Here is a 24,707-nt window from a genome sequence, read left to right as displayed (position 1 = left end):
TAAGCCATTAAATTAAAAGGAAACGAAGTAATAACTTCTTCACAAGCTATTACTTCATCAATATTCATAAGAACTACCACAACGGGGATTGCACCACACCTATACGTTTATTAATTTCAGCCTGAGGAACAGGAAACAAATAATGCTTTTTCTCAAAAATACGTTTACTAATTCTAGTACGTTCAAAATAATGCTCTAAGCCAGCATTTATATTCATTCCATGAATATCTCCATTATCAACAATTTCTGCTATTTTCCAACGATGACAATCGAAATAACGATGCCCCGCTTCAAAAGCCAACTCTATTCTACGCTCATGATGAATCCGTTCTCTCATCTCTTCTTTACTTAATCCTATCCTCAAATTAGGAAGACCAGAACGATTTCTAATCAAATTTACATATTTATATACTTCATCAATAGGTCCTTTCGCTTCATTCAAAGCTTCCGCATAATTCAAATATATCTCAGCCAATCTAGCATATATCGCAATCTCAATCTGTCCTCCAGTACCGGCAACAATATTCACCTCCTCATCTGATGTCTTTCTCAACAAATATCCAGTTGAAGAGTAATCAACACTACTATTTTGCATACCATCTTTACCTCCATAAAAGAACTCCAAAGTTCTTCCTCGCCATTGTTGCCCATTAAAATTGATCGTAGCATAGAAACGAGGCTCTCTATTAGCATACATATTCGAAATGCCTGCAGGATGATATTTACCAGCAACTTCAGCTACTCCCTCCTCACAATATTTACTTTCACTATTTATTATAGGGCTTCCATCTATATTGTACCCAACAATCGGAGTTGTGCCATCACTCATCTCATAAGCATCAACCATTTCTTGCGTCGGACTTAGTCCAGACCATCCTCCCATTCCATTAGGTGACATACATTGTTCCTGGTGAATATTATTACCAAACGATGTTCCCTTATTGCGAGCAAACAAAATTTCTTCATTCCATTTATTCCCAGGTAAGAAAATCTCAGCATAGTTATTATAAGGATCATCTGTTTTAGAATGATACAATTTATAATGACCACTCTGCTCCACCTGAGTAATGCACTCCAATGCAGCATTTGCTGCTAACTGCCATTTTCCATCATCCTTCGCTCCAAATAATAAAGTCCCATCTTCATTTTTATAATTCACATAATCAGCATTCCCATTGAATAGCGGACTTGCAGCATAGAGTAAAACTCTAGATTTCATAGCTAAAGCTGCCGCTTTAGTCACACGCCCATATTTTGATGTCACTATAGAACCGGAAGTATTTGTATAAGCTATCGGAACATTACTATCAATGCATTGTTGAAATTCTGTCACGATGAAGTCTATACATTGATCAAATGTATTCCGAACATAATAGTACTTTTCATCCATTTTCAAAGAATGGTCTATAATTGGAATAGGCCCATAATTTCGCAACAAAAAGAAATGAAATAGTCCACGTAGAAAATGCACCTCCCCAATCCACATATTTTTTGTAGCTTCATCTACTGGCGAATTAACGACATTCTCCAAAAACAAATTGCATTGGCGTATTCCTCGATATAATTCTGTCCAGATATTACAATTTTCTTCAATCATTGAAGCATCCCACGATCCCGAATTCATTTTCTTACACATGGGATATGTCCAAGTTAAATTCATCTCATCAGAAGCACCACTCCACGGAGAATGTGCAAAATTATCATTGTAATTATTTTCCGGAGGAAGATAACTATATGTCTTCAAAAGAAAGCGTTCTGTATATAGCTGGTTACTAAAAATATCCTCCATTGTCTTTGATGAAGCATCATCAGGAGTCTTATCTAAATAATCACTACATGACGACATTACAACCGCAAGCATCAAAAAACAGAACTTCAATATCTTATTATCAATCATTTGTTTTTTCATAAATCTCATTATTTAAAATTAATTTGGAAACCTACATTTATACTTCTCTGCATGGGATAACTACCAGTTCCATTATCTGCTTCCGGATCTACTATTTTTAAATGGTCGAAAGATAATAAGTTCTGCCCATTACAAAATATACGGATATCATCCATGAACATCTTATCAATTAAATGTCCTTTGAATGTATATCCTATTTCAGCCGTCTTCAACTTTAAATAAGAACCATTTTTCATCCATAAAGTAGAAGTTCTATAATTGTTATTACTAAATTCATTTGTAACCAACGGATATTTAGCTGTAACAGCTGTTTCGGGAGTCCACCTATGATCGTAATATTCACGCAATACATTCCAAGAACCTTCTCCATTATAGAAAGGATACATCGTCGGCCCATCCAAGAAGAAACTTGTATGAGCTGCCCCAGTAAAGAACACACTAACATCAAACCCCTTATATGCCACAGTTCCACCAAATCCCATCATTATTTCAGGTGTTCGGGGGTAACCAATAGCCACCTTGTCATAATCATCTATCACACCATCATCATTCACATCCATGTACTTGATATCTCCAGGACGTACCTCGCTTTGGAATGTTTGCCGAGGACTATTCTTTATATCATCTTGATCTTTAAAGAAACCTAAAGCAACCAAGCCAAAAGGCTGATCAATGCAACGTCCGCGAGCATCCTGATATTTATATAGGGGCTCCGGTTCATCATTTTCTATAATTTTATTACGTGCAAACGAGAAATTACCTCTCAAAGAATAGAACAACCCATTGTGAGTCGTTTTTTTGAATTCCAACGCAGCTTCAATACCTTTATTCTCAGCTTTCCCTAAATTAGCCACAGGTATAGCACCATCGGGGAACCCTCCTACACTAGGTATAGTTCCACGATTAATCAAAATGCCATCGCGTTTCTCACTAAAAATATCAACCTGCAATGACAAAGCATCTTTAAACAAACCCAAATCAAAGCCAACATTTAGTTTCTTAGCCGTTTCCCACGTAACATTAGGATTACCAATCTTTCCTTCACTAAGACCTTCCAAATATGTGTTGCCATCCTTACCGAACGGAATGGTTGCACTATGCATATTCATAGTTGTCAGATACAAAAAACGAGCACTATTCGATATATCATTACCTACCTCACCATAGCTACCTCTTATCTTCAAGTTACTGACAGCCCATTCCGGATTCCAGAAATCTTCATTCGTAATTACATAGCCCAATGAAATAGAAGGGAAAAAACCATATCTTTTTCCTTTGGGGAATTGCTCCGAACCATTATAACCAAAATTAAATTCTGCAAAATATCTCTGATTCCAATTATAACTAACACGCCCTGCTATGCCCTGACGTCTATATGGTAGAGAGCCAGTAGGGTCTGTATTTCTTAAATCAACATAATCACGTCTATTAAATAGAAACATTCCTGCAACATTATGTTTATCAAAAGTGCGATCATAATTCAAAGCGACTTCATAATATATAGCTCTATTCGCACTTTCATGCAATCCCACATTTTTGATATTTTCTTCTCGCAAAACCGTATACAAATCATTCCCTTCCGCATCTTTCCCGTCATAATGTTTCACTTCAAAGTCCTTATAGTATTGTTTATTATTAATATAATAATGGTCATATGCAAAACGCCCATTCAGTGATAATCCCTTCGTTATCAGAGAAGATAAATCCCAATGTGCTGAAAAAGTTCCTTGCAATGTATTCCAATTTTGAGATTCATATCCACTTTGTGTCACCATACCCCACGGATTACTACCCAAAAATGCAGAAATACCTCCAGGAGAACCATCCGGATTCTGTTTTGGAAAAGCCAAAGGAGGTGTTCTTCTCAATGCTGTAAAGATATCACCTTGGCTTTTACCCGGGAAATTACGGCTTTGAATGATACCTCCGACTCCTAACTCAACAGACAAATCTTTTGAAAGGTTTACATCTACGCGAGAACGAAAATTGTAGCGATTAATTTTACTATTTGTATTGTAATTATTTAAGTTATCTTCTTTATATAAACCACTTTGAGATGTATACCCAACATTCACAAAATATCTCACAACTTCACTACCACCTGTAATATTCAAATTCGTAATACTTTGGGTCGTATTTTTACGCAATATTTCATCTACCCAATCTACGTTAGGATGCAAATAAGGGTCACTCCCGTTACGATATAATTCAATTTGCTCATCTGTGTAGGCCATACTTGTAATACCTACATTCCTACGCCCTTCATTAACCAATTCTGCATATTCTGCAGCATTGATGTAATCAGGATACCTAAGTCCAGTTAACACTGCATATTCAGTTCTAAATGTTATTTTAGGTTTTCCTATATTACCTTTTTTAGTTGTAATCAAAATTACACCATTAGCTCCACGAACTCCATAAACAGCTGTTGCCGATGCATCTTTTAAAACCGAAATGCTTTCTACTTCTTCAGTATTAATCGTATTCATATCTCGCTCAATTCCATCAACCAAAACCAAAGGATTTCTATTTGTCCAAGTACCAAAACCACGAATATAAATTTGGGCCTGATCATACCCGGGCTCACCTATTGCTTGACGTGTCACGATACCAGGAATCTGTCCTCCTAAAGTGTTACTAAGTGAAGGTGTCGAAATTTTGGCCAATTCTTTCGTTGATATATTAGATACAGAACCAGTTACACTTACTTTTTTTTGTGTACCATATCCAACAATTACGACTTCGTCCAGTTTACCAATTTCTTCTTCCATAGTTACATTAAGAATCTTACTACCAGCAATAGGGATTTCCTGATCGACAAATCCCACATAGCTAAAAATGAGAATAGCATTCTTTGATACAGTAATAGAATATTCTCCGTCAACATTAGTAATCACCCCATCAGAAGTACCTTTTACAGTAATTGTAACACCAGGCAATGGATCCCTTGCGGCATCTGTCACATACCCTTGCACCACCATCTTCTCACTTTGTGCAAATAATGAAAAGCAAATAAATACCAACATAAATAGAAAAATCACTCGTCTATTTACTTTCAACTTGTTTTTTTGATTAATACAGCACATAAAATAATTTTTAATAGAATTAGATTTTCGAATAAAACACAAAAATTGACATCCCACAAATGTGTAAAGCATTTGTCAAATAGATAAAAATATTCATTTCATAGTATTAACAATTAATTGGTTTCTGGATGCAAATATATTAGTACAAAAGTAAATTTAATACAAATATCGCTTCAATCTATATAATGATAAATTCAAAAAACACCTCTGAATACATTTCAAAGAGCATTTAAGTCCATTTTTCTATTTTAACCATGGGTAATCATTCACCAAATAAGTACAGATACAAATGGGGAAAAGAGAAAGAATACCTTTTATACATAAACAAAAATTTTCGAACAAGTTTACAAATAGCTATAGATTAGATAAATGGAGCATACTTCCAATCAATAACTCCGCATTAAGAATGTATCCCCCCAACCATCTACCCTCTTTCTGTATGCACTTTCGTAATTGGTCATTATACTAACATAAATTCAATCATTTCACGAAGTCTTTGGGCAAAATACCGAATTGCTTCTGAAAGCACTTGGTAAAATAGGAAGGAGTATTGAAGCCGGTCATGTAGCAAACCTCATTGATTTTACACTCCCCTTCCTTCAAAAGCTGCGCCGCTTTCTTCAGTCGTTCCAAGCGGATGTAGTCATTGGGAGTCATATCCAATATGCCCTTTATCTTCCGATTCAGGCTCGAACGGCTCATGTTCAGCAGGCTTGCCATATCATCCAGACAGAAATCCGGATTCTGCATATTGGCAACCACCACTTCCTTCAATGTTTTAAGGAAAGATTCATCTGCCTTTGTCATTGCCATACTGCCCGTCTGCACAAAAGGAGAATTGACTAAAGAAGCCCGTAGCTTCTCACGATTGTTCAGCAGATTGGCTACACACACTTTCAGATATTCCACAGAGAAAGGTTTCTCTATATATACGTCAGCCCCCAATTTCATTCCCTCTATTTTGGCTTGAAGGGTCGTCTTCGCTGTAAGCAGAATAATCGGTATATGGCTATAGTCAAGCTTGGACTTCAGGTGTTCGCACAATTCTAATCCATCCATCTCGGGCATCATTATGTCTGAAATGACAAGATTTACAGTATGCTCTTTCAGCACTTTCAAAGCCTCCACTCCGTTCACGGTAGTCAGCACACGATATTCCGAAGAGAGCTGTTTCACAATAAATGCCTGCATTTCCGGACTGTCTTCCACCACCAAAAGGGTATACCGGTGCTGTTCCAAGGCAGTACCTGCACCACTTTCCTCGGAGGATTCCCCGACCATTACCGGTTCTTTATGCTCTACGACCACCGTCTGCTCGTGCCTTAGTGGAAGTGACAGCAGGAAACAGTTGTTCTCCATCGAATCTTCCATGCACAACGTACCCTCATGGAGTTCGGCCAATGAACGGGCAAGCGCAAGCCCGATACCGGTGCCGGGCACAGAGCGCAACGTACCGGTTTTATACTGGATGAACGGCTTGAAAATCTCCTCGCGCATCTCTACCGGAATGACAAGGCCGTCATTGCATACAGAAAGCAGCAGTCTTTCACCTTCCGAATATAACCTGATGCGTATATAGGTCTCCGAATACTTTATCGCATTGGTCAGCAGATTGCTGATAATCTTGGTAAGCCCTTCCCTATCAACCGAAGCATACAAGCTTTCGGGAGTCTCTATACTCAATGCCAGCCCCCTTTCACGTGCTAAAGGCTTGAAACGCTTATACGTCTTCTGTAAGAGCTCAGATACGTCACATTCCACAAAATTCAATCGGAAGCCTTGTGTCTCTGTCTTCCGGAAGTCCAGCAACTGGTTTACCAAATCGAGCAGTCGGTTGGTGTTCAGTTCCATGGTCTCCAAATCATCCCTGATGTCATCCGAAACAGATTGGGAAGCCAGTACATTCTCAAGCGGGCTCTTTATCAGTGTAAGTGGTGTACGTATCTCATGCGCCACATTTGTAAAGAAGTCTATCTTTGCAGTATACAACTCACGTTCCTTTTCCCGCTCAAACTTGTCCATAGCCTGCTGATGCTTCTGCCGGGTCCGTTTTCTGAAATAGATGATTACAGCAGCCAGTGAGCATAACGCCAATATCGTATAACCGGCATATGCCCAGGTGGAGAGATAGAAAGGAGGATGAATATGGATGTCGAGCACACGTTCCGTAGCATTCCACTTGCCATCGCTGTTGGAACCTTTTATACGCAATGTATAGCTTCCATAAGGAAGGTTTGAATAGTTGATGATGGAATTCCGCCCTACCGTATACCAGTCGCGGTCAAAACCTTCCAACTTATATTCAAGTCCATTCATTTCGGGTGCTTGATAACTTAAAGCCGCAACCTGGAAAGAGAAGGAGTTTTGGTCGGCATCCAGTTCTATTTCATCCGCATAGGTAATGCTCTTCTCTAAAGGAGAATCCGGACTATCCACCGAAAGCCGTTTATTGAACAGAAAGAAGTCTGTAATCACCACGGGAGGGAGGAAAGTATTCTCCACAAAAGTTTCCGGATCAAAGGCAATGAATCCGTTGATACTTCCTAAATAGATGCGTCCTTTCTTGTCAATGTAACCGGACTGGAAATTAAACTGGTTGCTCAGCAACCCATTAGCCGTGGTATAAACATGCTTGCTCTCCGTATCGGGATTGAAGCAGACCAGACCATAATTAGAAGTAATCCATAAGTTTCCCCGCTTATCCTCGACCATCTTGTAAATGGTATTGCTCGGAAATCCTTTCGACATGTCATAACGGGTAAAATTATCCGTTTCCGGATTGTAGCGGCAGAAGCCCTCACCCAGCGTCATGAACCACAGACGCTTCTTGCTGTCCTCGTAAATACTGATTACTTTATTGTAGGGAAGAGAGGTCGAATCGTTCTCATTAGGCAGATAATTCCTCCACTGCCGGCTTCTTACATTGTAGCAGAACACTCCATTGGAGAAAGTGGCAAACCACAAATTTCCGTTGAAGTCCTCCAGAATGTCATAAGTAAACATATTCTTCAGCTGAGGAATCCGGGTAAAGTCATCCGTGGGACGATTATACTTCAACAGACCGGACGTGGTGCCTATCCACACGTCTCCCGTAGTGGTCCTGCAAATGGTAAAGGCGTCATTGGCGACCATGGAATTCTCACTCTCACCCTTGGCATAATGTTTCACCCGCCTGGTCCGAAGATTCACCCGGTTCAGACCACCGGAAAACGTACCTACCCACAAATCATCCCCATCCAGACAAAGGCCATGAACATTCTGATAAATGGCCGGATGTTCAAAGGGCACTATCTTTCCGTTTTCCGGATTGTAATTGAACAAGCCTTTGTCTTCGGTACCTATCCACAAAGTGCCGTCATTACTTTCACAGATTTCCCGTACACGACGGCCAAAATGCCTGAGATTGTCTCTCGGATAGAACTTCTCGAAATAAGTCCACTGATAAGGATAATAGTTCACTCCACCGAAATAGGAACCTATCCACATGCCGTTCTCCTTGTCACAGCAGAGCGAATAAATGGCTTTGTCCGACAATGCATACGAATCATCCTGGTCGGGAACGGTCAGATGGGTAATCTTGTCATTCGTCAGATTGTAAATATACAAACCAGACTCTGCACCCACCCACAGCTCGTTGTCAGATTTGAACTGCAAGGCCCTCACATAGGTGTTCAGCAGCTTCCGCGTCTTGCCTGTAGTCTGATTTATCTCTGTCAAACCGTTCAGCGAAGCGATATATACGCAGTTATGGGGTCCGTTGACCTGCCAGTTAATAATATCATTTTTGAAAATTTCATTTCCTTCCGCATCCTTGAAAGGCTGCAGAGGAGTTTCAAAGTCAGCTTTCGCATAGTAAAGATTATCCGCATACAAAGCCAGCCAACACGTATTCCCATTCAGCCAAAAGCGGGTGACATTGGGCAGTCCCGAATCGTGCAGATAGTTCAGCAGGCTCCCTTCATCCGGTTTATAACAGAACAACCCCTGGTTTTCTACCGATATCCAGATATTATCGTCCTCGTCACTTCCAATCATAGTGACGAAATCCCTGATGATACTGCCGTTATCACTGGCCTCATCGAAAGCGGTAAAGGAATCCAACACGGGGTCGTAAATAAAGACTCCTCCATCGGTTCCAATCCAGATATTACCCCGGCGGTCTTCATAGAGTGCGGTTATGAAATTCCTGCCTAAACTGGAATTCTCCTTCTTGTAGACACGGAAAGACAATCCGTCATAACGGTTCAGACCGTCCTTGGTTCCGAACCACATAAAGCCTTTCCTATCCTGCAAAATCTGATACACGGTGTTCTGCGAAAGACCGTTCCGGATATCCATCGTTCTGAAATAGTAATGAACAGCATTCTGTGCACAGACCGGCAATACCGCCCATAGGCACAGACTAAGGAAAAGCTTTATAATCAATCGTTTCATAACAACATTTTTATGTACAATTTACCATTTACAAAGTACAATTTAACTATGCAGATAACAGCGCAGCCAAATTGTACTTTGTAAATGGTAAATTATAAATGCCCTTATTTCTTAAGTGAATTGCAGATACGCGTATTTATCTCCTTCACGCGTTTCTCATCCAGCTTTATCACCTTGCGGTCGTAAGTCATCAGACCGTTCACTTCCACCTCCACATCCGTGGTCTGTGTATAGACGGCCGCCGAGAAACCTCTTTTTATCATCCGATACAGCATATCGGCATATTTCACGTACTCATCAGTCACTTCTTTGGAAGAGTTAAACTGAACATATCCCCAGTTGCGATTCGGTTCCCAAAGATGGTCTTTCAAGACAAGGCCAATGCCGCCATACTCACCCAAAACCGTAGCGCGCTGTGCATCATACAGATACATTTCCGGTTGGGGATAGTTGTGAAGGTCGAGCATGTCACCGCAAGTATAATGGTTACCGCCGCTTGCCGGATTCACCAGGCGGGTCGGGTCATACTGTTTCGTCCATTCGGCTATCTCTACCGTCTTGAACTGCCCCCAAGCTTCGTTGAACGGTACCCATGTACCGATACACGGATAAGAGTAGAGGCAATCCATTATTTCTTTCCATTCCTTTCGATAATAAGCTTCGGATTCGGCAGAACGTTTCATTTCTGTCCCGTCGAAATAGCGACGGTTCTGCCATTCCGGATTACGGTCACCGCTCGGCATATCCTGCCATACGATGATACCCAAACGGTCACAATGTGTGTACCAACGTGCCGGTTCCACCTTGATATGCTTGCGAATCATATTGAAACCGAAATCTTTCGTCTTCTGTACATCGTACAGCAAAGCCTCGTCTGTGGGAGCTGTATACAGTCCGTCGGGCCACCAGCCCTGGTCCAGCGGTCCAAACTGGAACAAAGCTTCGTTATTCAGTTCCAGACGTACGATACCATCCGCGTCACGACGGGTGGAGTACTTACGCATGGCAGCATAGCTGTCCACCTTATCCACTACCTTTCCTCCGCTTTTCAGCGTCACTTTCAGCGTATAAAGGAAGGGGGAATCCGGACTCCACAACTTGGCATTCCGGGGCATGGACACCTCCACCGGCTCTGCATTGATACTTTTGCCGGTAGCTACCAGTTGATTGCCGTCATACACATTCACTTCCACAAAGTCAGAAGGGCATGCACTATTCAATTCAGCCCTCACTGTCAACAGATTACGGTCAATATCGGGAGTGATACGGAGATTCTCGATATGTTTTCCGGCAACCGGCTCCATCCATACCGTCTGCCAGATACCGCTTACGGGAGTGTACCAGATACCTTCCGGATTGCTGACCTGCTTTCCACGGGGTTGAGGTCCTTTATCCGTTGGGTCCCAAACCTTTACGACCAACTGATTGTTGCCTTTGCCAGAAAGGGCGGCAGTAATATCGAAGGAGAACGGAGTAAATCCCCCCGTATGGCTGCCTACTTTCACATCATTCACCCATACATCCGTTTTCCAGTCGACAGCACCAAAGTGCAACAGCACTTGTTTTCCCTTCCAGGCAGAAGGAATTTCAAAACTGCGCTGGTAGACCAGTTCCTGGTTTTCATTGATTCTTTTTCCAACTCCGGACAAGGAGGATTCAATAGCAAAGGGAACAAGTATCTGCCCTTCGAACTCTGCCGGAAGATGCTCACCTTTATTTATAACGGCATAATTCCACAGTCCGTTCAAGTTCTTCCAGTCACTCCGTTCCATGATGGGACGAGGATATTCGGGCAACACATTCGCGGGATTAATCTGGGATGCCCAGTCCGTTTTGATTTTATCACCTGCCGGCTTCCATTGCGCCGAGCTTCCGATTGCAAACAACGTCAAGAATGACGATATGAGGAAAAGTCTTCTCATAGTATTATAACTTTTTATTGATTTCTACGAAAGCAAAGATAAGCCGATTCAGAAAAAAAGAATAGAAATTTCGAGCCAATAAATAGTATTTTTGTGAAATATCAAGGTATTATCGTCTCATTTTATCAAAGGAATCCATCAAAGGCATCTTTCTGACAGTTTTGCCAACCTGCTGACAGAAATACCGTACTCAGTACATTCAAGATTGTAAAGTTACCTTCGATATCGGTCACTGCCCCCATAACCAGACAGACAATGATTAACAAGAAGAATTTCTTTCTCATGCTTCTCTTCCTTAAAATTAATCAATCAAAACGCTTTTTAATATTCAATCACTGCAAAGATATGTCTCTTTTTCAAAAAGAAAAGTAATCACACTAAAAAGTTTTATTTTGATTACATTACAGACCAAATACAAGCAATATGTCTCCAGTTAAAGAAATCCAGAAAATAAGTATGATACCGGATGCGGAAATATAAGCAATGCCAAAGAAGATATATCCGGATTTTAAGATATGACACGTCCCGGCATACAACTTTTTTCGTAACTTTGCACAGTTTTAAAATACACTGAACGAATGGAGTTTAAGTATGACATTATTGTAATAGGTGCCGGACACGCAGGATGCGAGGCCGCTGCCGCTGCCGCAAACCTGGGCTCGAAGACTTGTCTTATCACAATGGATATGAACAAAATCGGACAGATGAGTTGTAACCCGGCAGTGGGAGGCATCGCCAAAGGACAGATAGTACGCGAAATAGACGCCTTGGGAGGATATATGGGATTGGTGACAGACCAGACAGCCATACAGTTCCGTATACTGAACCGTTCCAAAGGTCCCGCTATGTGGAGCCCACGCGCACAGTGCGATCGCAACAAATTCATCTGGGCATGGAGAGAAATCCTGGAAAATATCCCCAACCTGCATATCTGGCAAGATACCGTGCAGGAAATCCTCGTTGAAAACGGTGAGATTACAGGAGTAGTAACACTATGGGGAGTAACGTTCCATGCCAAATGTGTAGTACTCACCGCAGGAACTTTCCTCAACGGACTGATGCACGTGGGACGTACCATGCTTCCGGGTGGACGTATGGCAGAACCTGCATCCTACCAATTAACCGAGTCCATCGCCAAACATGGCATCACATTCGGACGCATGAAGACGGGAACCCCCGTACGCATAGACGGACGCAGCGTGCATTATGAGGATATGGAAATTCAAGACGGAGAATGTGACTTCCACAAGTTCTCGTTCATGGATACTCATGTACGCCATTTGAAACAGCTCCCTTGCTGGACTTGTTTCACCAATGAAGAGGTACACCGGATTCTGCAGGAAGGTCTGCCAGATTCTCCCCTTTTCAACGGACAAATCCAAAGTATTGGCCCACGTTATTGCCCCAGTATAGAGACCAAGATTGTAACTTTCCCCGACAAGCCGCAGCACCAGCTTTTCCTGGAGCCCGAAGGGGAAACAACCCAGGAGCTCTACTTGAATGGATTCTCTTCTTCATTGCCCATGAACATCCAGATTACAGCATTGAAAAAGATACCGGCATTCAGAGATTTGGTCATCTACCGCCCGGGCTATGCCATCGAATACGACTTCTTTGACCCCACCCAACTGAAACATACGCTGGAAACGAAGAATATAAAGAATCTGTTCTTTGCCGGACAAGTAAACGGAACAACCGGTTACGAGGAAGCTGCCGGACAAGGAATCATGGCAGGCATCAACGCCCACATCAATTGCCACGGCGGAGAACCATTCACCCTTGCAAGAGATGAAGCATATATCGGCGTTTTAATCGATGACTTGGTAACAAAAGGTGTGGACGAGCCTTACCGTATGTTTACTTCCCGTGCCGAATATCGCATCCTGCTCCGTATGGATGATGCGGACATGCGACTCACGGAAAAAGCCTGGAAGCTAGGACTCGCCAAGGAAGAGCGGTACAAGCTGCTGACAGAAAAACGTGAAGCCGTGAACCGGATTATAGACTTCACGCGGAATTACTCGATGAAACCGGCATTAATCAATCCGGTATTGGAGCAGCTCGGCACTACTCCACTGCGCCAAGGATGCAAATTGATAGATTTGATAAACCGACCGCAAGTAACAATTGAGAACATTGCCGAACATGTCAGCGCCTTTAAACGAGAACTGGATAAAATATCCGATAGAAAAGAAGAAATTGTAGAAGCTGCAGAAATACTCATCAAATACGAAGGATACATCGGACGCGAACGGATTATTGCGGATAAGTTGGCAAGATTGGAAAGCATCAAGATAAAAGGAAAGTTTGACTATAATTCCATCCAATCCCTTTCCACCGAAGCCAGACAGAAGCTGGTAAAGATAGATCCGGAAACAATAGCCCAAGCGAGTCGGATTCCGGGAGTATCTCCGAGCGACATCAACGTACTACTGGTACTTTGCGGACGATAGAGCGCAAAGTTCCACGTGAAACAAAGAATTCAACAAACCTATTAAATAAACTGATTATGAGCAAAGAAACGCTTGCTAAAAGCATTCGGGAAATTCCCAACTTCCCCATTCCGGGAATTCTATTCTACGATGTAACTACCTTGTTCAAGGAACCTGCCGCCTTGCAGGAGCTCTCGGACACACTGTACGAGATGTATAAGGACAAAGGAATAACCAAAGTAGTGGGTATAGAATCAAGAGGTTTCATTATGGGCCCCATTCTCGCCACCAGACTGGGAGCAGGCTTCGTCCCTATCCGCAAGCCGGGAAAACTTCCTGCAGAAACCATTGAAGAAAGCTATGATAAAGAATATGGCAAAGATACCGTACAGATGCACAAGGATGCCATTAATGAAGACGATGTAGTTTTGCTGCACGACGACTTACTGGCAACCGGTGGAACAATGGAAGCTGCCTGCAAATTGGTGAAGCAGATGAGCCCCAAGAAAGTGTATGTAAACTTCATCATCGAGCTGAAAGAGCTTCATGGCAAGGATGTGTTTGGGGATGATGTAGAAGTGGAATCGGTGCTATCGCTATAAATTTGTCAAACGAAACGACACAGAGGCACAGAGTACTCTTACCTGAGAGTTGATGTTATCCATCATTTTACTCCTCTTATCCTCCACCTTTTCATCATACCATTATGGAAGAACTCAGAACTAACGACTACCTCAAAGGGATTGTATCCAACCTTCCCGAAAGTCCTGGTATTTACCAATATCTGAATACCGAAGGGACCATTATATATGTAGGAAAGGCAAAGAATCTGAAGCGAAGAGTGTCTTCCTACTTCAACCGGGAGCACGAACCGAGAAAGACGAAAGTGCTGGTCAGCAAGATTGCAGATATCCGATATATCGTGGTGAATACGGAAGAAGACGCGCTATTGTTGGAAAACAATCTTATCAAGAAATACAAGCCACGCTACAACGTACTGTTGAAAGACGACAAAACATATCCTAGCATCTGCGTGCAGAACGAATACTTTCCACGCGTATTCAGAACCCGGAAGATAATCCGTAACGGTTCCTCCTATTATGGCCCTTACAGCCATATACCTTCCATGTACGCATTACTCGACCTCATCAAGCATCTGTACCCCTTACGTACATGCCACCTGAACCTCTCTCCAGAGAACATACGTGCCGGAAAGTTCAATGTTTGCCTGGAATATCACATCAAGAACTGTGCAGGGCCTTGCATCGGCAAGCAAAGTCAGGAAGATTACCTAAAAAACATCGCTGAAATCAAGGAAATCCTCAAAGGGAATACCCAAGAGATAGAAAGGATGCTCTTCCAACAAATGCAGGAGTTGGCAGCCGAAATGAAGTTTGAAGAAGCACAGAAGATAAAGGAAAAATACCTGCTGCTGGAAAACTACCGGGCAAAATCGGAAGTGGTAAGCAACGTGCTGCACAACATCGACGTATTCTCCATTGAAGAAGACAGCGATGAAAAGTCCGCTTTCGTCAACTACCTACACATTACGAACGGCGCCATCAACCAGGCTTTCACCTTCGAGTACAAAAAGCGGCTGAACGAAACCAAGGAAGAGCTGCTCTCCCTCGGCATCATCGAAATGCGGGAAAGATACAAAAGCCTTTCACGTGAAATCATCGTACCTTTTGAGCTAGATATGAAGCTGAAAGATATCGTTTTCACCATCCCGCAACGGGGAGACAAAAAGAAGCTGCTGGAACTCTCCATCCTCAACGTGAAGCAGTACAAAGCCGACCGCCTGAAACAAGCCGAAAAGCTGAATCCGGAGCAACGGACTGTGCGCCTGCTGAAAGAGATACAACAAGAGCTGCACCTGGATCGCCTGCCCATGCAGATAGAATGTTTCGATAACTCCAACATCCAAGGTTCCGACCCCGTGGCCGGGTGCGTAGTCTTCGTCAAGGGGAAACCTTCCAAGAAGGATTACCGCAAGTACAATATCAAGACCGTAGAGGGACCGGATGACTATGCCTCCATGAAAGAAGTCGTAAAACGGCGCTATCAGCGCGCCATGGAAGAGAAAACGCCCTTGCCCGATCTTCTTATCACCGACGGTGGGAAAGGGCAAATGAGCGCCGTAAAAGAGGTGATAGACGAACTTGGCCTGAACATCCCCATCGCCGGGCTTGCCAAGGATGGCAAACACCGCACTTCCGAACTGCTGTACGGTTTCCCTCCCCAGACCATCGGATTGAAACAGAACACCCCCCTCTTCCGATTGCTGACGCAGATTCAAGATGAAGTGCACCGCTTCGCCATTACCTTCCACCGCGACAAGCGCAGCAAACGGCAGATTGCCTCCGCACTGGACGAGATAAAAGGCATCGGTGAAAAGACGAAAAGTGCGTTGCTCAAGGAGTTCAAAAGCGTGAAGCGTATCCGCGAAGCATCTGCCGAGGAGCTTGCCACCGTGGTGGGAGAAGCGAAAGCCAAAATCATCCAGACCTATTTCTCAGAGAAATAATGACTGATAAATCAGCCTGCAAAGCCATGCACACAACGAATTAATTCGTAACTTTGTTCCCTCAAAAAGACAAGAATAACATGAGAGTAGTGATACAACGTGCCGGATACGCTTCCGTCACCATCAACGGAACCTGCAAAGCCTCCATTGGAAAAGGCCTCATGATACTCGTAGGCATCGAAGAATCCGATGGAAAAGAAGATATTGACTGGCTTTGCAAGAAGATAGTCAACCTGCGCATTTTCGACGACGAAAACGGCGTGATGAACAAATCCATTCTTGAGGCAGGCGGCGAAATACTGGTTATCAGCCAGTTCACCCTACATGCCTCCACCAAGAAAGGCAACCGCCCTTCCTACATACGGGCAGCACGACCGGAAATATCCGTCCCGCTGTACGAACAATTCTGCCGGGAAATGAGTTTAGCATTAGGTAAAGAAATAGGTACCGGCGAATTTGGCGCCGATATGAAAGTAGAACTGATGAACGATGGTCCCGTAACCATCTGTATGGATACAAAAAACAAGGAATAATGACGTTAGAAGAAGCACAGAAACAAGTGGATTCCTGGATAAAGGAATACGGAGTACGCTATTTCAGCGAACTCACCAACATGGCCATACTGACCGAAGAAGTGGGCGAAATGGCCCGCGTCATGGCCCGCAAGTACGGAGACCAGTCCTTCAAAGAAGGAGAAAAAGACAACCTCGACGATGAAATGGCAGATATTCTCTGGGTACTTCTCTGTATTGCAAACCAGACCGGAGTGAACCTGACAGAGGCTTTCCGCCGTAACTTCGAGAAGAAAACCAGACGTGACCAGACAAGACATATCAATAATCCTAAATTGAAAGACCATGGAGAAGAATGAGCCTACCCAGAGTAAGTATGACGCCGCCCTGGCAAAGTACAACACCCAACTGGATGATGCAGAAATAGCTGCACAAGTTGCCAGAATCATTGCAGAGAAAGTACCGGCAAACAATACACCGGAGGTAAAGAAATTCCTGTTCAACTGCATTGACCTTACCACCCTGAAGAGTGAAGACAGCGATGAAAGCGTCATGAAATTCACCCAGAAAGTGAATAAATTCGACGAAGAGTTCCCCGACCTGAAGAATGTGGCAGCCATCTGTGTATACCCCAATTTTGCAGAAGTCGTAAAAGATACGCTGGAAGTGGAGGATGTAAAAATAGCTTGTGTATCAGCAGGTTTCCCCTCCTCCCAGACTTTCATTGAAGTGAAAGTGGCAGAAACTGCCATGGCACTGATGGAAGGCGCCGATGAAATAGACATCGTTATTTCGGTGGGCAAGTTCCTGGCTGGAGACTATGAAAGCATGTGCGAGGAGATACAAGAACTCAAAGCAACCTGTAAAGAGCACCACATGAAGGTAATCCTCGAAACCGGAGCTTTGAAGACGGCTTCGAACATCAAAAAAGCATCCATCCTTTCCATGTATTCGGGTGCCGATTTCATCAAGACTTCCACCGGCAAGCAACAGCCTGCCGCCACACCGGAGGCCGCTCTGGTTATGTGCCAGGCCATCAAGGAATATCACGAGCTGACGGGTATCAAGGTAGGCTTTAAGCCCGCAGGAGGAATCAACTGCGTGAACGACGCACTGATTTACTACACCATCGTCAAGGAAGTGCTCGGCGAAGAATGGCTGAACAACGAACTGTTCCGCTTGGGAACCAGCCGTCTTGCTAACCTGCTGCTTTCGGAAATCAAGGGCGAGGAAATGAAATTCTTTTAAGAGGAAGTTGCATTTACCTATAAATAAAGCCTGATGGAATGGATTCCATCAGGCTTTTTCATATTATCAACCGGAAATAGTTCCGTTATTTTTCCCGTTCCACCACATAGTCCAGATACCCGGTAAGCGCTGCTTTTACCTCCGTATCGGGCAAAGAAGCCAGCAAAGAAAGGGCCTTTCTCTTATAATCATGCATCACTTGCGAAGCATACTCTATGCCACCATGCTGCTTGGTAAACTCGATTAAATGGGCTATTTCACTAGGCGTTGCCTCTCCGTTCTTTATCTTCACGGCAATCTCTTCCGCTGTTTTATCCTTCACGGTATTGAGTACATGGAGCACGGGCAGGGTCAACTTCCCTTCCACCATATCATTTCCGGTAGGTTTGCCTATCTCCTTGCTCTCGGAGTAATCGAAAATATCATCCTTTATCTGAAAACAAAGCCCGATATATTCACCGAACAGACGCGCAGATTCCGCCATTTCATCGCTGGCTCCCACCGAGAGCGCGCCCGCCTTCGTACAAGCAGCAAAGAGCACGGCCGTCTTCTTGCGGATGACGTCGAAATACACTTCCTCAGAAAAATGAAGATTACTGACGTTGGAAAGCTGCAGAAGTTCACCATCTGCCAAATCCTGCCCCAGGCAGGAGACAATGTCAATGATGTCATGATTACGGGTCATGCCCACTTGCACCAACGCTGTCGCAAGCAGATAATCGCCTGCCAGCACGGCTACCTTATTATTGAAAATGGCATTAACGGAGAGTTGTCCACGGCGTTCAGTACTTTCATCCACTACATCATCGTGTACAAGGCTTGCATTATGGAGAAGTTCCAGTGCAACCGCAGCATGCAGGGTTGCAGGACATACTTTACCGAAAAGCTTCGCAGCCAGAAGCACCAGAATGGGGCGCATCATCTTCCCGTTCTTCTGCCGGATATGCGCAATCACGCTGTTCAGCAAAAGGTTGGAACTGGAAAGGGTACTTTCAAAAAGTTTCTTGAAGTCCTCCAGTTCCTCAGAAATCGGAGATTTTATCAATGATGAGTTGTCCATGCATCGCTATTTGCCTACAAAAATAGTAATAAAACGGTTAATACGGTATTTTTTTGTACTTTTACCATGAAAAAAAGGATTAAATGTATGAATTCAATCGATAAACTGTTTTTGCTCGATGCCTACGCACTGATATATCGGGCCTATTACGCGTTCATCAAGAACCCGAGAACCAACTCAAAAGGATTCAACACCTCGGCCATTCTGGGCTTTGTAAACACCCTGGAAGAAGTGCTTAAAAAAGAGAATCCCACACACATAGGAGTAGCCTTCGACCCGTCAGGCCCTACCTTCCGCCACGAGGCCTACGAGCAATACAAGGCACAGCGCGAGGAGACACCCGAGACCATCCGCCTTTCCGTACCTATTATAAAGGATATCATCCGCGCCTACCGCATCCCCATCCTTGAGGTGGCCGGCTATGAAGCGGACGACGTGATAGGCACGCTTGCCACCGAAGCAGGGCGGCAGGGCATCACCACCTATATGATGACACCCGACAAGGACTACGGCCAGCTGGTATCGGACCGCATCTTTATGTACCGCCCCAAGCACACCGGCGGATTCGAAGTGATGGGTACCGAAGAAGTAAAAGCCAAATTCAACATACAAACCACCGAGCAAGTCATCGATATGCTGGGACTGATGGGCGATGCTTCCGACAACATCCCCGGCTGTCCGGGTGTGGGCGAGAAAACCGCACAGAAGCTGATTGCCGAATTCGGCAGCATCGAGAACCTGCTGGAACACACCGACCAACTGAAAGGCGCACTGAAAACGAAGGTGGAGACAAACCGGGAAATGATTACCTTCTCCAAATTCCTTGCTACCATCAAAACAGATGTCCCCATCCGGCTCGATATGAATTCGCTCGTCCGGGAAGAACCGAACGAAGAAGAACTCCGCAAGATTTTCGAAGAGTTGGAATTCCGCACACTCATCGACCGGATACTCAAAAAAGGAAACGGCAACTCTTCCTCCCCCACCCCAACCTCTCCGACACCCGACCTCTTTGCCGGCACTCTGTTTGCCCAGCCGCAAACCTCCAATCCCGAAAACAGCGCCCCCGTTCAAGGCGATTTGTTTGCAAATTTTGCGGGCGAGGGGACGGGAGCTTCTGAAAATTCAAATCTGAAGCGGTTAGAAATGCTCGATGTAGACTATCAACTCATTGATACAGAAGAGAAAAGAAAGGAAATTATTCAAAAGTTACTTACAAGCGAAATTCTCTCAATAGATACAGAGACTACCGGAACCGAGCCAATGGATGCCGAACTCGTGGGAATGAGCTTCAGTGACGCCGAAAATCGGGCATACTACGTACCCGTACCTGCTGAACGAGAGGAAGCCTTAAAAATTGTAAACGAGTTCCGCCCCCTCTTCGAAAACGAGAAATCCATGAAGGTGGGACAAAATATCAAGTACGATATGATTATCCTCCAGAATTACGGAGTCCGGGTGAAAGGCAAGCTTTTCGACACCATGCTCGCCCATTACGTGCTTCAACCCGAACTGCGACACAACATGGACTATCTGGCGGAAATCTACCTGCACTACCAAACCATCCACATCGATGAGCTGATTGGAGCGCGAGGCAAAAACCAAAAGAACATGCGCGACCTTCCACCCGAAGATGTCTACCGTTATGCCTGCGAGGATGCGGACGTCACCCTCAAACTGAAAAACGTGCTGGAAAAGGAACTGAAGGAGCAAGGTGCCGAACATCTGTTCTACGAAATAGAGATGCCGCTCGTCCCCGTACTTGTCAATATAGAGAGCAACGGAGTGCTGCTCGATACGGAAGCATTGAAGCAGTCGTCCCAACACTTCACTGTCCGCCTGCAGGAGATTGAAAAGGAAATCTACAAGATGGCTGGCGAGACATTCAATATCAGCTCCGCCAAGCAGGTAGGCGAAGTGCTGTTCGACAAGCTGAAAATCGTGGAGAAAGCGAAAAAGACCAAGACCGGACAATACGTCACCTCCGAAGAGGTGCTGCAAAGCTACCGCAGCAAGCACGACATCATCGGGAAGATACTGGAATACCGCGGACTGAAGAAACTGCTGAGCACCTATATAGATGCCCTGCCCCAGCTCATCAACCCACGTACGGACCGCATACACACCTCCTTCAACCAGGCGGTAACCGCTACCGGACGCCTCAGCTCCAGCAATCCCAACCTGCAGAACATCCCCATCCGCGACGAAGACGGAAAGGAAATCCGCAAGGCGTTCATCCCCGACACCGGCTGCGAGTTCTTCTCTGCCGACTACTCGCAGATAGAGCTGCGCATCATGGCACACCTCAGCGAAGATAAGAACATGATAGACGCCTTCCTCAGCGGACACGACATCCACGCCGCCACCGCTGCCAAGATATATAAGATAGATATAAACGACGTAACCGCCGACATGCGCCGCAAGGCAAAAACGGCAAACTTCGGCATCATCTACGGCATCTCCGTCTTCGGGCTTGCCGAACGCATGGGCGTTTCCCGCCAGGAAGCCAAAGAGCTGATAGACGGCTACTTTGAAACCTACCCACAAGTGAAGGAGTATATGGACAAAAGCATCCAAGTGGCACGCGAGAACGGCTATGTGGAAACCATCTTCCACCGCAAGCGCTTCCTGCCAGACATCAACTCAAGAAACGGGGTGGTACGGGGCTATGCCGAACGGAATGCCATCAACGCTCCCATCCAGGGAAGTGCCGCCGACATCATAAAAGTAGCCATGGCACACATCTATCAGCGCTTCCAAGCTTACAATCTGAAAGCAAAGATGATTTTACAGGTCCATGACGAACTAAATTTCAGCGTTCCAGAGGCAGAAAAAGAGCTTGTACAGAAAATCGTAATCGAAGAGATGGAGCAGGCATATCGCATGCACGTACCCCTGAAAGCCGATTGTGGGTGGGGAAACAACTGGTTGCAGGCACACTAAACAGCCCAATAACTTTATTTAACTTACAATCAGAAAGCAACAGAAGCAATCCTTTCCAAATACAGTTTGCTCATCAGAATATCCGGCAACCTCGCTGCCGGATATTTTTTATTCACCAATCTTGCCAAAAGGAAAGCATACCGAAACCCTCACTACTGACATATTGATAAAATTTAATCCGATATTTATATTTATGTCAATTTAATACGTACCTTTGCAGCGAAATCAATAACATATTGATAGAAAATAGAAAGTTAAACTAAAAAAGACATAAAACCATGAAAGCAAAAGTATCTTTAAAAACAGTGATTGTTTCAGCACTTCTCTTAGTTTGCGGATTAAATGCCTCAGCCGACAATAAGAGCAACCTCATTTACAATTCGGAAGAAGTAAATGGCATGAAGGTGGCAGAGACCGTATACAAGATGGACGGAAACACGCTTGCCAACTATATGAAGTACAATTATAAGTACGACGACCAGAACCGCATGACGGAAAGCGAAGCCCTGAAATGGAACAGCACCAAGAATACATGGGGCAAGGACATGTGCATCCGCTATGCATACCAAGGCAAGACGATGACTACCACATACTACAAATGGAACAACAAGAAAGGCGAATACATACTGGTTCCCGAGATGACAGTAATCATGGACAACCCTAACATGTAATTGACAAACTCTCTCTTAAAGTAAGAAATCTTATTCCTAACAACAATAACCGAAACCTTTCATAAAAGAGCCGGAATGATTCGCACATTCCGGCTCTTTTATTATATCTTGAAAAACAAATCCTTTCCGTCAGATACCAATAACCTTACACGATTAGTATCCTGGATTGTTTTCTATAATGGCACTGTTTGTATCAATCTCACTTTGGGGAAGCGGCCAAAGTTCATCCTTTCCTTTGATATACTTCATCGTGTTATACACACGGAGATTCAGTGCTTTCCCATCCCAAGAACTACCTTCTGAATATGCCGGATGCCAGTTGTCATCAAATGAAGGCTTGGCATTGGACATAAGCCCTTTTTGATTGGGAGCATAAATCTTACCTGTCATCACTGTAGAAGCCATACCCCAACGACGGAGATCAAACCAACGAAAACCTTCATTACAAAGTTCAACAGTACGTTCGTAACGTAATGCCTTTCGGAGTCCGCTCTGCGAAGTAACTACCACATCGGGCATTCCTACACGATTACGAATTATATTGATGTCCGTTCGTGCTAACTCCAGATTGCCATCAGCCATTTCAATATTGGCTTCTGCCTCTATTAGATAAACCTCTGCTAAACGCATCAAGCCGCAATTAAGATCACTGGTTTCATGGTTGGAGATTGCAGCTCTTTCCAACTCGGCTATATCCAAATATTTCCTCCAGAGATATCCAGCAGGACCTTTAGTGCCATTGGCACCGTATACGCCCTTGGTTCCCTGCGACTCCATGTTTGTCACGTCCTTGCCCGTGCTATAGTCGTGAATCTTTTTACTGGTAGTGGAAGTCTGGAATTCTAGATTGAATATGCGTGAACCAGGTCGCAAACAGAAAAGATCCAGACGAGGGTCCCGGTTTTGCCAAGGGTTCTGCCAGTCATACAGAGAAGATTCCGTAATCGATTTGCCATCCTTGCATTGAAACATATCAACAAATGTTTGTGTAGGACCAAAATAGGCGCATCCTCCCAGTGTACGTGGAGCCATGTAATATGCCTCCTTGGTTTTATTACTGGATATTACCGCATCATACTGCACGGACCAGAGCCACTCATTGCTTGCCTCACCGTCATAACCAAACAGAGCCGTCTGACCGGTTGGCTCTCCTGCCTCATGACTTTCTCCACAATACTGTGTATTGATGGATTCCAATTCAAAGCCTGCCTCCTTAGCCAAATTCAAGGCTTGTTTGGCCGAACTGGCAGCCAAGTCATACTTTTTCCAATTCAAGGCAATACGGGCACGTAACGCATACGCTGCTACCCGTCCGATGCGTGCACTGCCATAGCTTTCTGCTTTATGGCGGAGTGGAAGGTTAGCCAAACACTCGTCGCTAAGATCCGAAAGCAGATTCTCTACAATGGTCTCTCTCGGTGTACGTGGGGTCTGGCTGTCATTTATACCCGCTGTGTGGACCACATACGGCAAGTCTCCATAGTGCTGGCAAGCTTGATCATAACAGAATGCCCGTATGCACAGCAGCTCTGCCCGTATACTCTCTATATCCGTATCAGAGGCTGTGCCACGCAGATTATCCAGCGCATCGAGAAGCTGGTTGATACGTGCCACGGTCTTATACACGCAATTATAAAGCTTGTTTGCCACCGCGTTTTCAGCAGAAGCTCCGGAGGTGATTAATTCCGTATACATAGCCGTGTTGACACGTGTAGCACCAATATCGGTAATATTGTCTGTCACCTTCCACCAGGTGGTGGTGCTGGCACTATAAGCTGTCAGAGATGAGTAAACAGCGTTCAAACCGAAATTCGCCTCTTCCATACTCGAAGGATAAGAGGCAGAAGACGGTGAAGTGAGTGGTTCAAGGTCGAGTGAACAAGCACCGAGACTTAATAGAGACAGCGAAAGGAGTGCTGTATAAATATTGTTTCGTTTCATATCATTTTTTCTTTTTATGTCT

15 protein-coding genes are annotated in these 24,707 nt (G+C 44.3%); 8 read left to right on the top strand and 7 right to left on the bottom strand.

The features are described from left to right. Positions 1-73 precede the first annotated feature (73 nt). The 5 genes from H1A11_RS16070 to H1A11_RS16050 all read right to left on the bottom strand — a co-directional run bounded on the left by H1A11_RS16070 (position 74) and on the right by H1A11_RS16050 (position 11,635). Positions 74-1,909, bottom strand: coding sequence for a RagB/SusD family nutrient uptake outer membrane protein (locus H1A11_RS16070; protein ID WP_119962026.1), 1,836 nt, complete (start codon positions 1,907-1,909; stop codon positions 74-76). An 8-nt stretch (positions 1,910-1,917) separates the two neighbouring features. Beyond that, complete coding sequence (locus H1A11_RS16065) at positions 1,918-4,995, bottom strand: TonB-dependent receptor (RefSeq protein ID WP_119961998.1); 3,078 nt, start codon at positions 4,993-4,995, stop codon at positions 1,918-1,920. Positions 4,996-5,475: 480 nt separating this feature from the next. Then, positions 5,476-9,429 (bottom strand): hybrid sensor histidine kinase/response regulator transcription factor, encoded by a 3,954-nt coding sequence (locus H1A11_RS16060; RefSeq protein ID WP_181757444.1) that lies wholly within the window; start codon positions 9,427-9,429, stop codon positions 5,476-5,478. Between the two features lie 104 nt (positions 9,430-9,533). Then, entirely contained in the window at positions 9,534-11,351 is a 1,818-nt protein-coding gene (locus H1A11_RS16055) for a glycoside hydrolase family 2 protein (RefSeq protein ID WP_119962000.1), read from the bottom strand. A 125-nt stretch (positions 11,352-11,476) separates the two neighbouring features. After that, positions 11,477-11,635 carry a hypothetical protein gene (locus H1A11_RS16050; protein ID WP_158562799.1) on the bottom strand — a complete coding sequence of 53 codons (159 nt, stop codon included), beginning with the start codon at positions 11,633-11,635 and terminating at the stop codon, positions 11,477-11,479. Positions 11,636-11,929: 294 nt separating this feature from the next. Between H1A11_RS16050 and mnmG the strand changes: the two genes are divergently transcribed. From mnmG to deoC, 6 genes are all read left to right on the top strand, one after another. Beyond that, on the top strand, positions 11,930-13,804 hold the full coding sequence (gene mnmG, locus H1A11_RS16045) for a tRNA uridine-5-carboxymethylaminomethyl(34) synthesis enzyme MnmG (protein WP_119962001.1): 1,875 nt from the start codon (positions 11,930-11,932) through the stop codon (positions 13,802-13,804). Positions 13,805-13,860: 56 nt separating this feature from the next. Further along, the gene (locus tag H1A11_RS16040; RefSeq protein ID WP_165491370.1) at positions 13,861-14,385 is read left to right on the top strand and encodes an adenine phosphoribosyltransferase; all 525 of its coding nucleotides are present in this window, start codon (positions 13,861-13,863) and stop codon (positions 14,383-14,385) included. A 104-nt stretch (positions 14,386-14,489) separates the two neighbouring features. After that, positions 14,490-16,310 carry an excinuclease ABC subunit UvrC gene (gene uvrC, locus H1A11_RS16035; protein WP_119962002.1) on the top strand — a complete coding sequence of 607 codons (1,821 nt, stop codon included), beginning with the start codon at positions 14,490-14,492 and terminating at the stop codon, positions 16,308-16,310. Between the two features lie 80 nt (positions 16,311-16,390). Beyond that, positions 16,391-16,843 carry a D-aminoacyl-tRNA deacylase gene (gene dtd, locus H1A11_RS16030; protein WP_117599888.1) on the top strand — a complete coding sequence of 151 codons (453 nt, stop codon included), beginning with the start codon at positions 16,391-16,393 and terminating at the stop codon, positions 16,841-16,843. Then, the gene (locus tag H1A11_RS16025) at positions 16,843-17,181 is read left to right on the top strand and encodes a nucleotide pyrophosphohydrolase (protein WP_044468049.1); all 339 of its coding nucleotides are present in this window, start codon (positions 16,843-16,845) and stop codon (positions 17,179-17,181) included. Before dtd ends, H1A11_RS16025 begins: the two co-directional genes overlap by 1 nt. Then, entirely contained in the window at positions 17,168-18,070 is a 903-nt protein-coding gene (deoC, locus tag H1A11_RS16020) for a deoxyribose-phosphate aldolase (protein ID WP_117599889.1), read from the top strand. Before H1A11_RS16025 ends, deoC begins: the two co-directional genes overlap by 14 nt. An 85-nt stretch (positions 18,071-18,155) precedes the next feature. On the opposite strand, the gene H1A11_RS16015 is transcribed toward deoC, so the two are convergent. Next, positions 18,156-19,130: a polyprenyl synthetase family protein gene (locus tag H1A11_RS16015; protein ID WP_117599890.1), complete on the bottom strand. Its 975-nt coding sequence runs from the start codon at positions 19,128-19,130 to the stop codon at positions 18,156-18,158. Between the two features lie 87 nt (positions 19,131-19,217). On the opposite strand from H1A11_RS16015, the gene polA reads away from it, so the two are divergent. Together polA and H1A11_RS16005 are read left to right on the top strand one after the other, a co-directional pair. Then, positions 19,218-22,073, top strand: a complete 2,856-nt coding sequence (gene polA, locus H1A11_RS16010) for a DNA polymerase I (protein WP_181757443.1) — start codon at positions 19,218-19,220, stop codon at positions 22,071-22,073. A 278-nt stretch (positions 22,074-22,351) separates the two neighbouring features. Further along, the gene (locus tag H1A11_RS16005; RefSeq protein ID WP_005826180.1) at positions 22,352-22,744 is read left to right on the top strand and encodes a DUF3836 domain-containing protein; all 393 of its coding nucleotides are present in this window, start codon (positions 22,352-22,354) and stop codon (positions 22,742-22,744) included. Positions 22,745-22,897: 153 nt separating this feature from the next. Here H1A11_RS16005 and H1A11_RS16000 read toward each other — a convergent pair whose 3' ends face one another. Further along, on the bottom strand, positions 22,898-24,685 hold the full coding sequence (locus H1A11_RS16000; protein ID WP_061412249.1) for a RagB/SusD family nutrient uptake outer membrane protein: 1,788 nt from the start codon (positions 24,683-24,685) through the stop codon (positions 22,898-22,900). Positions 24,686-24,707 lie beyond the last annotated feature (22 nt).

This window comes from Bacteroides sp. CACC 737 (genome assembly GCF_013874375.1).
In the GTDB taxonomy this organism is placed as follows: domain Bacteria; phylum Bacteroidota; class Bacteroidia; order Bacteroidales; family Bacteroidaceae; genus Bacteroides; species Bacteroides uniformis.
Note: the sequence above shows the minus strand (reverse complement) of the source record. Positions and strands in the feature narration are given on the sequence as shown.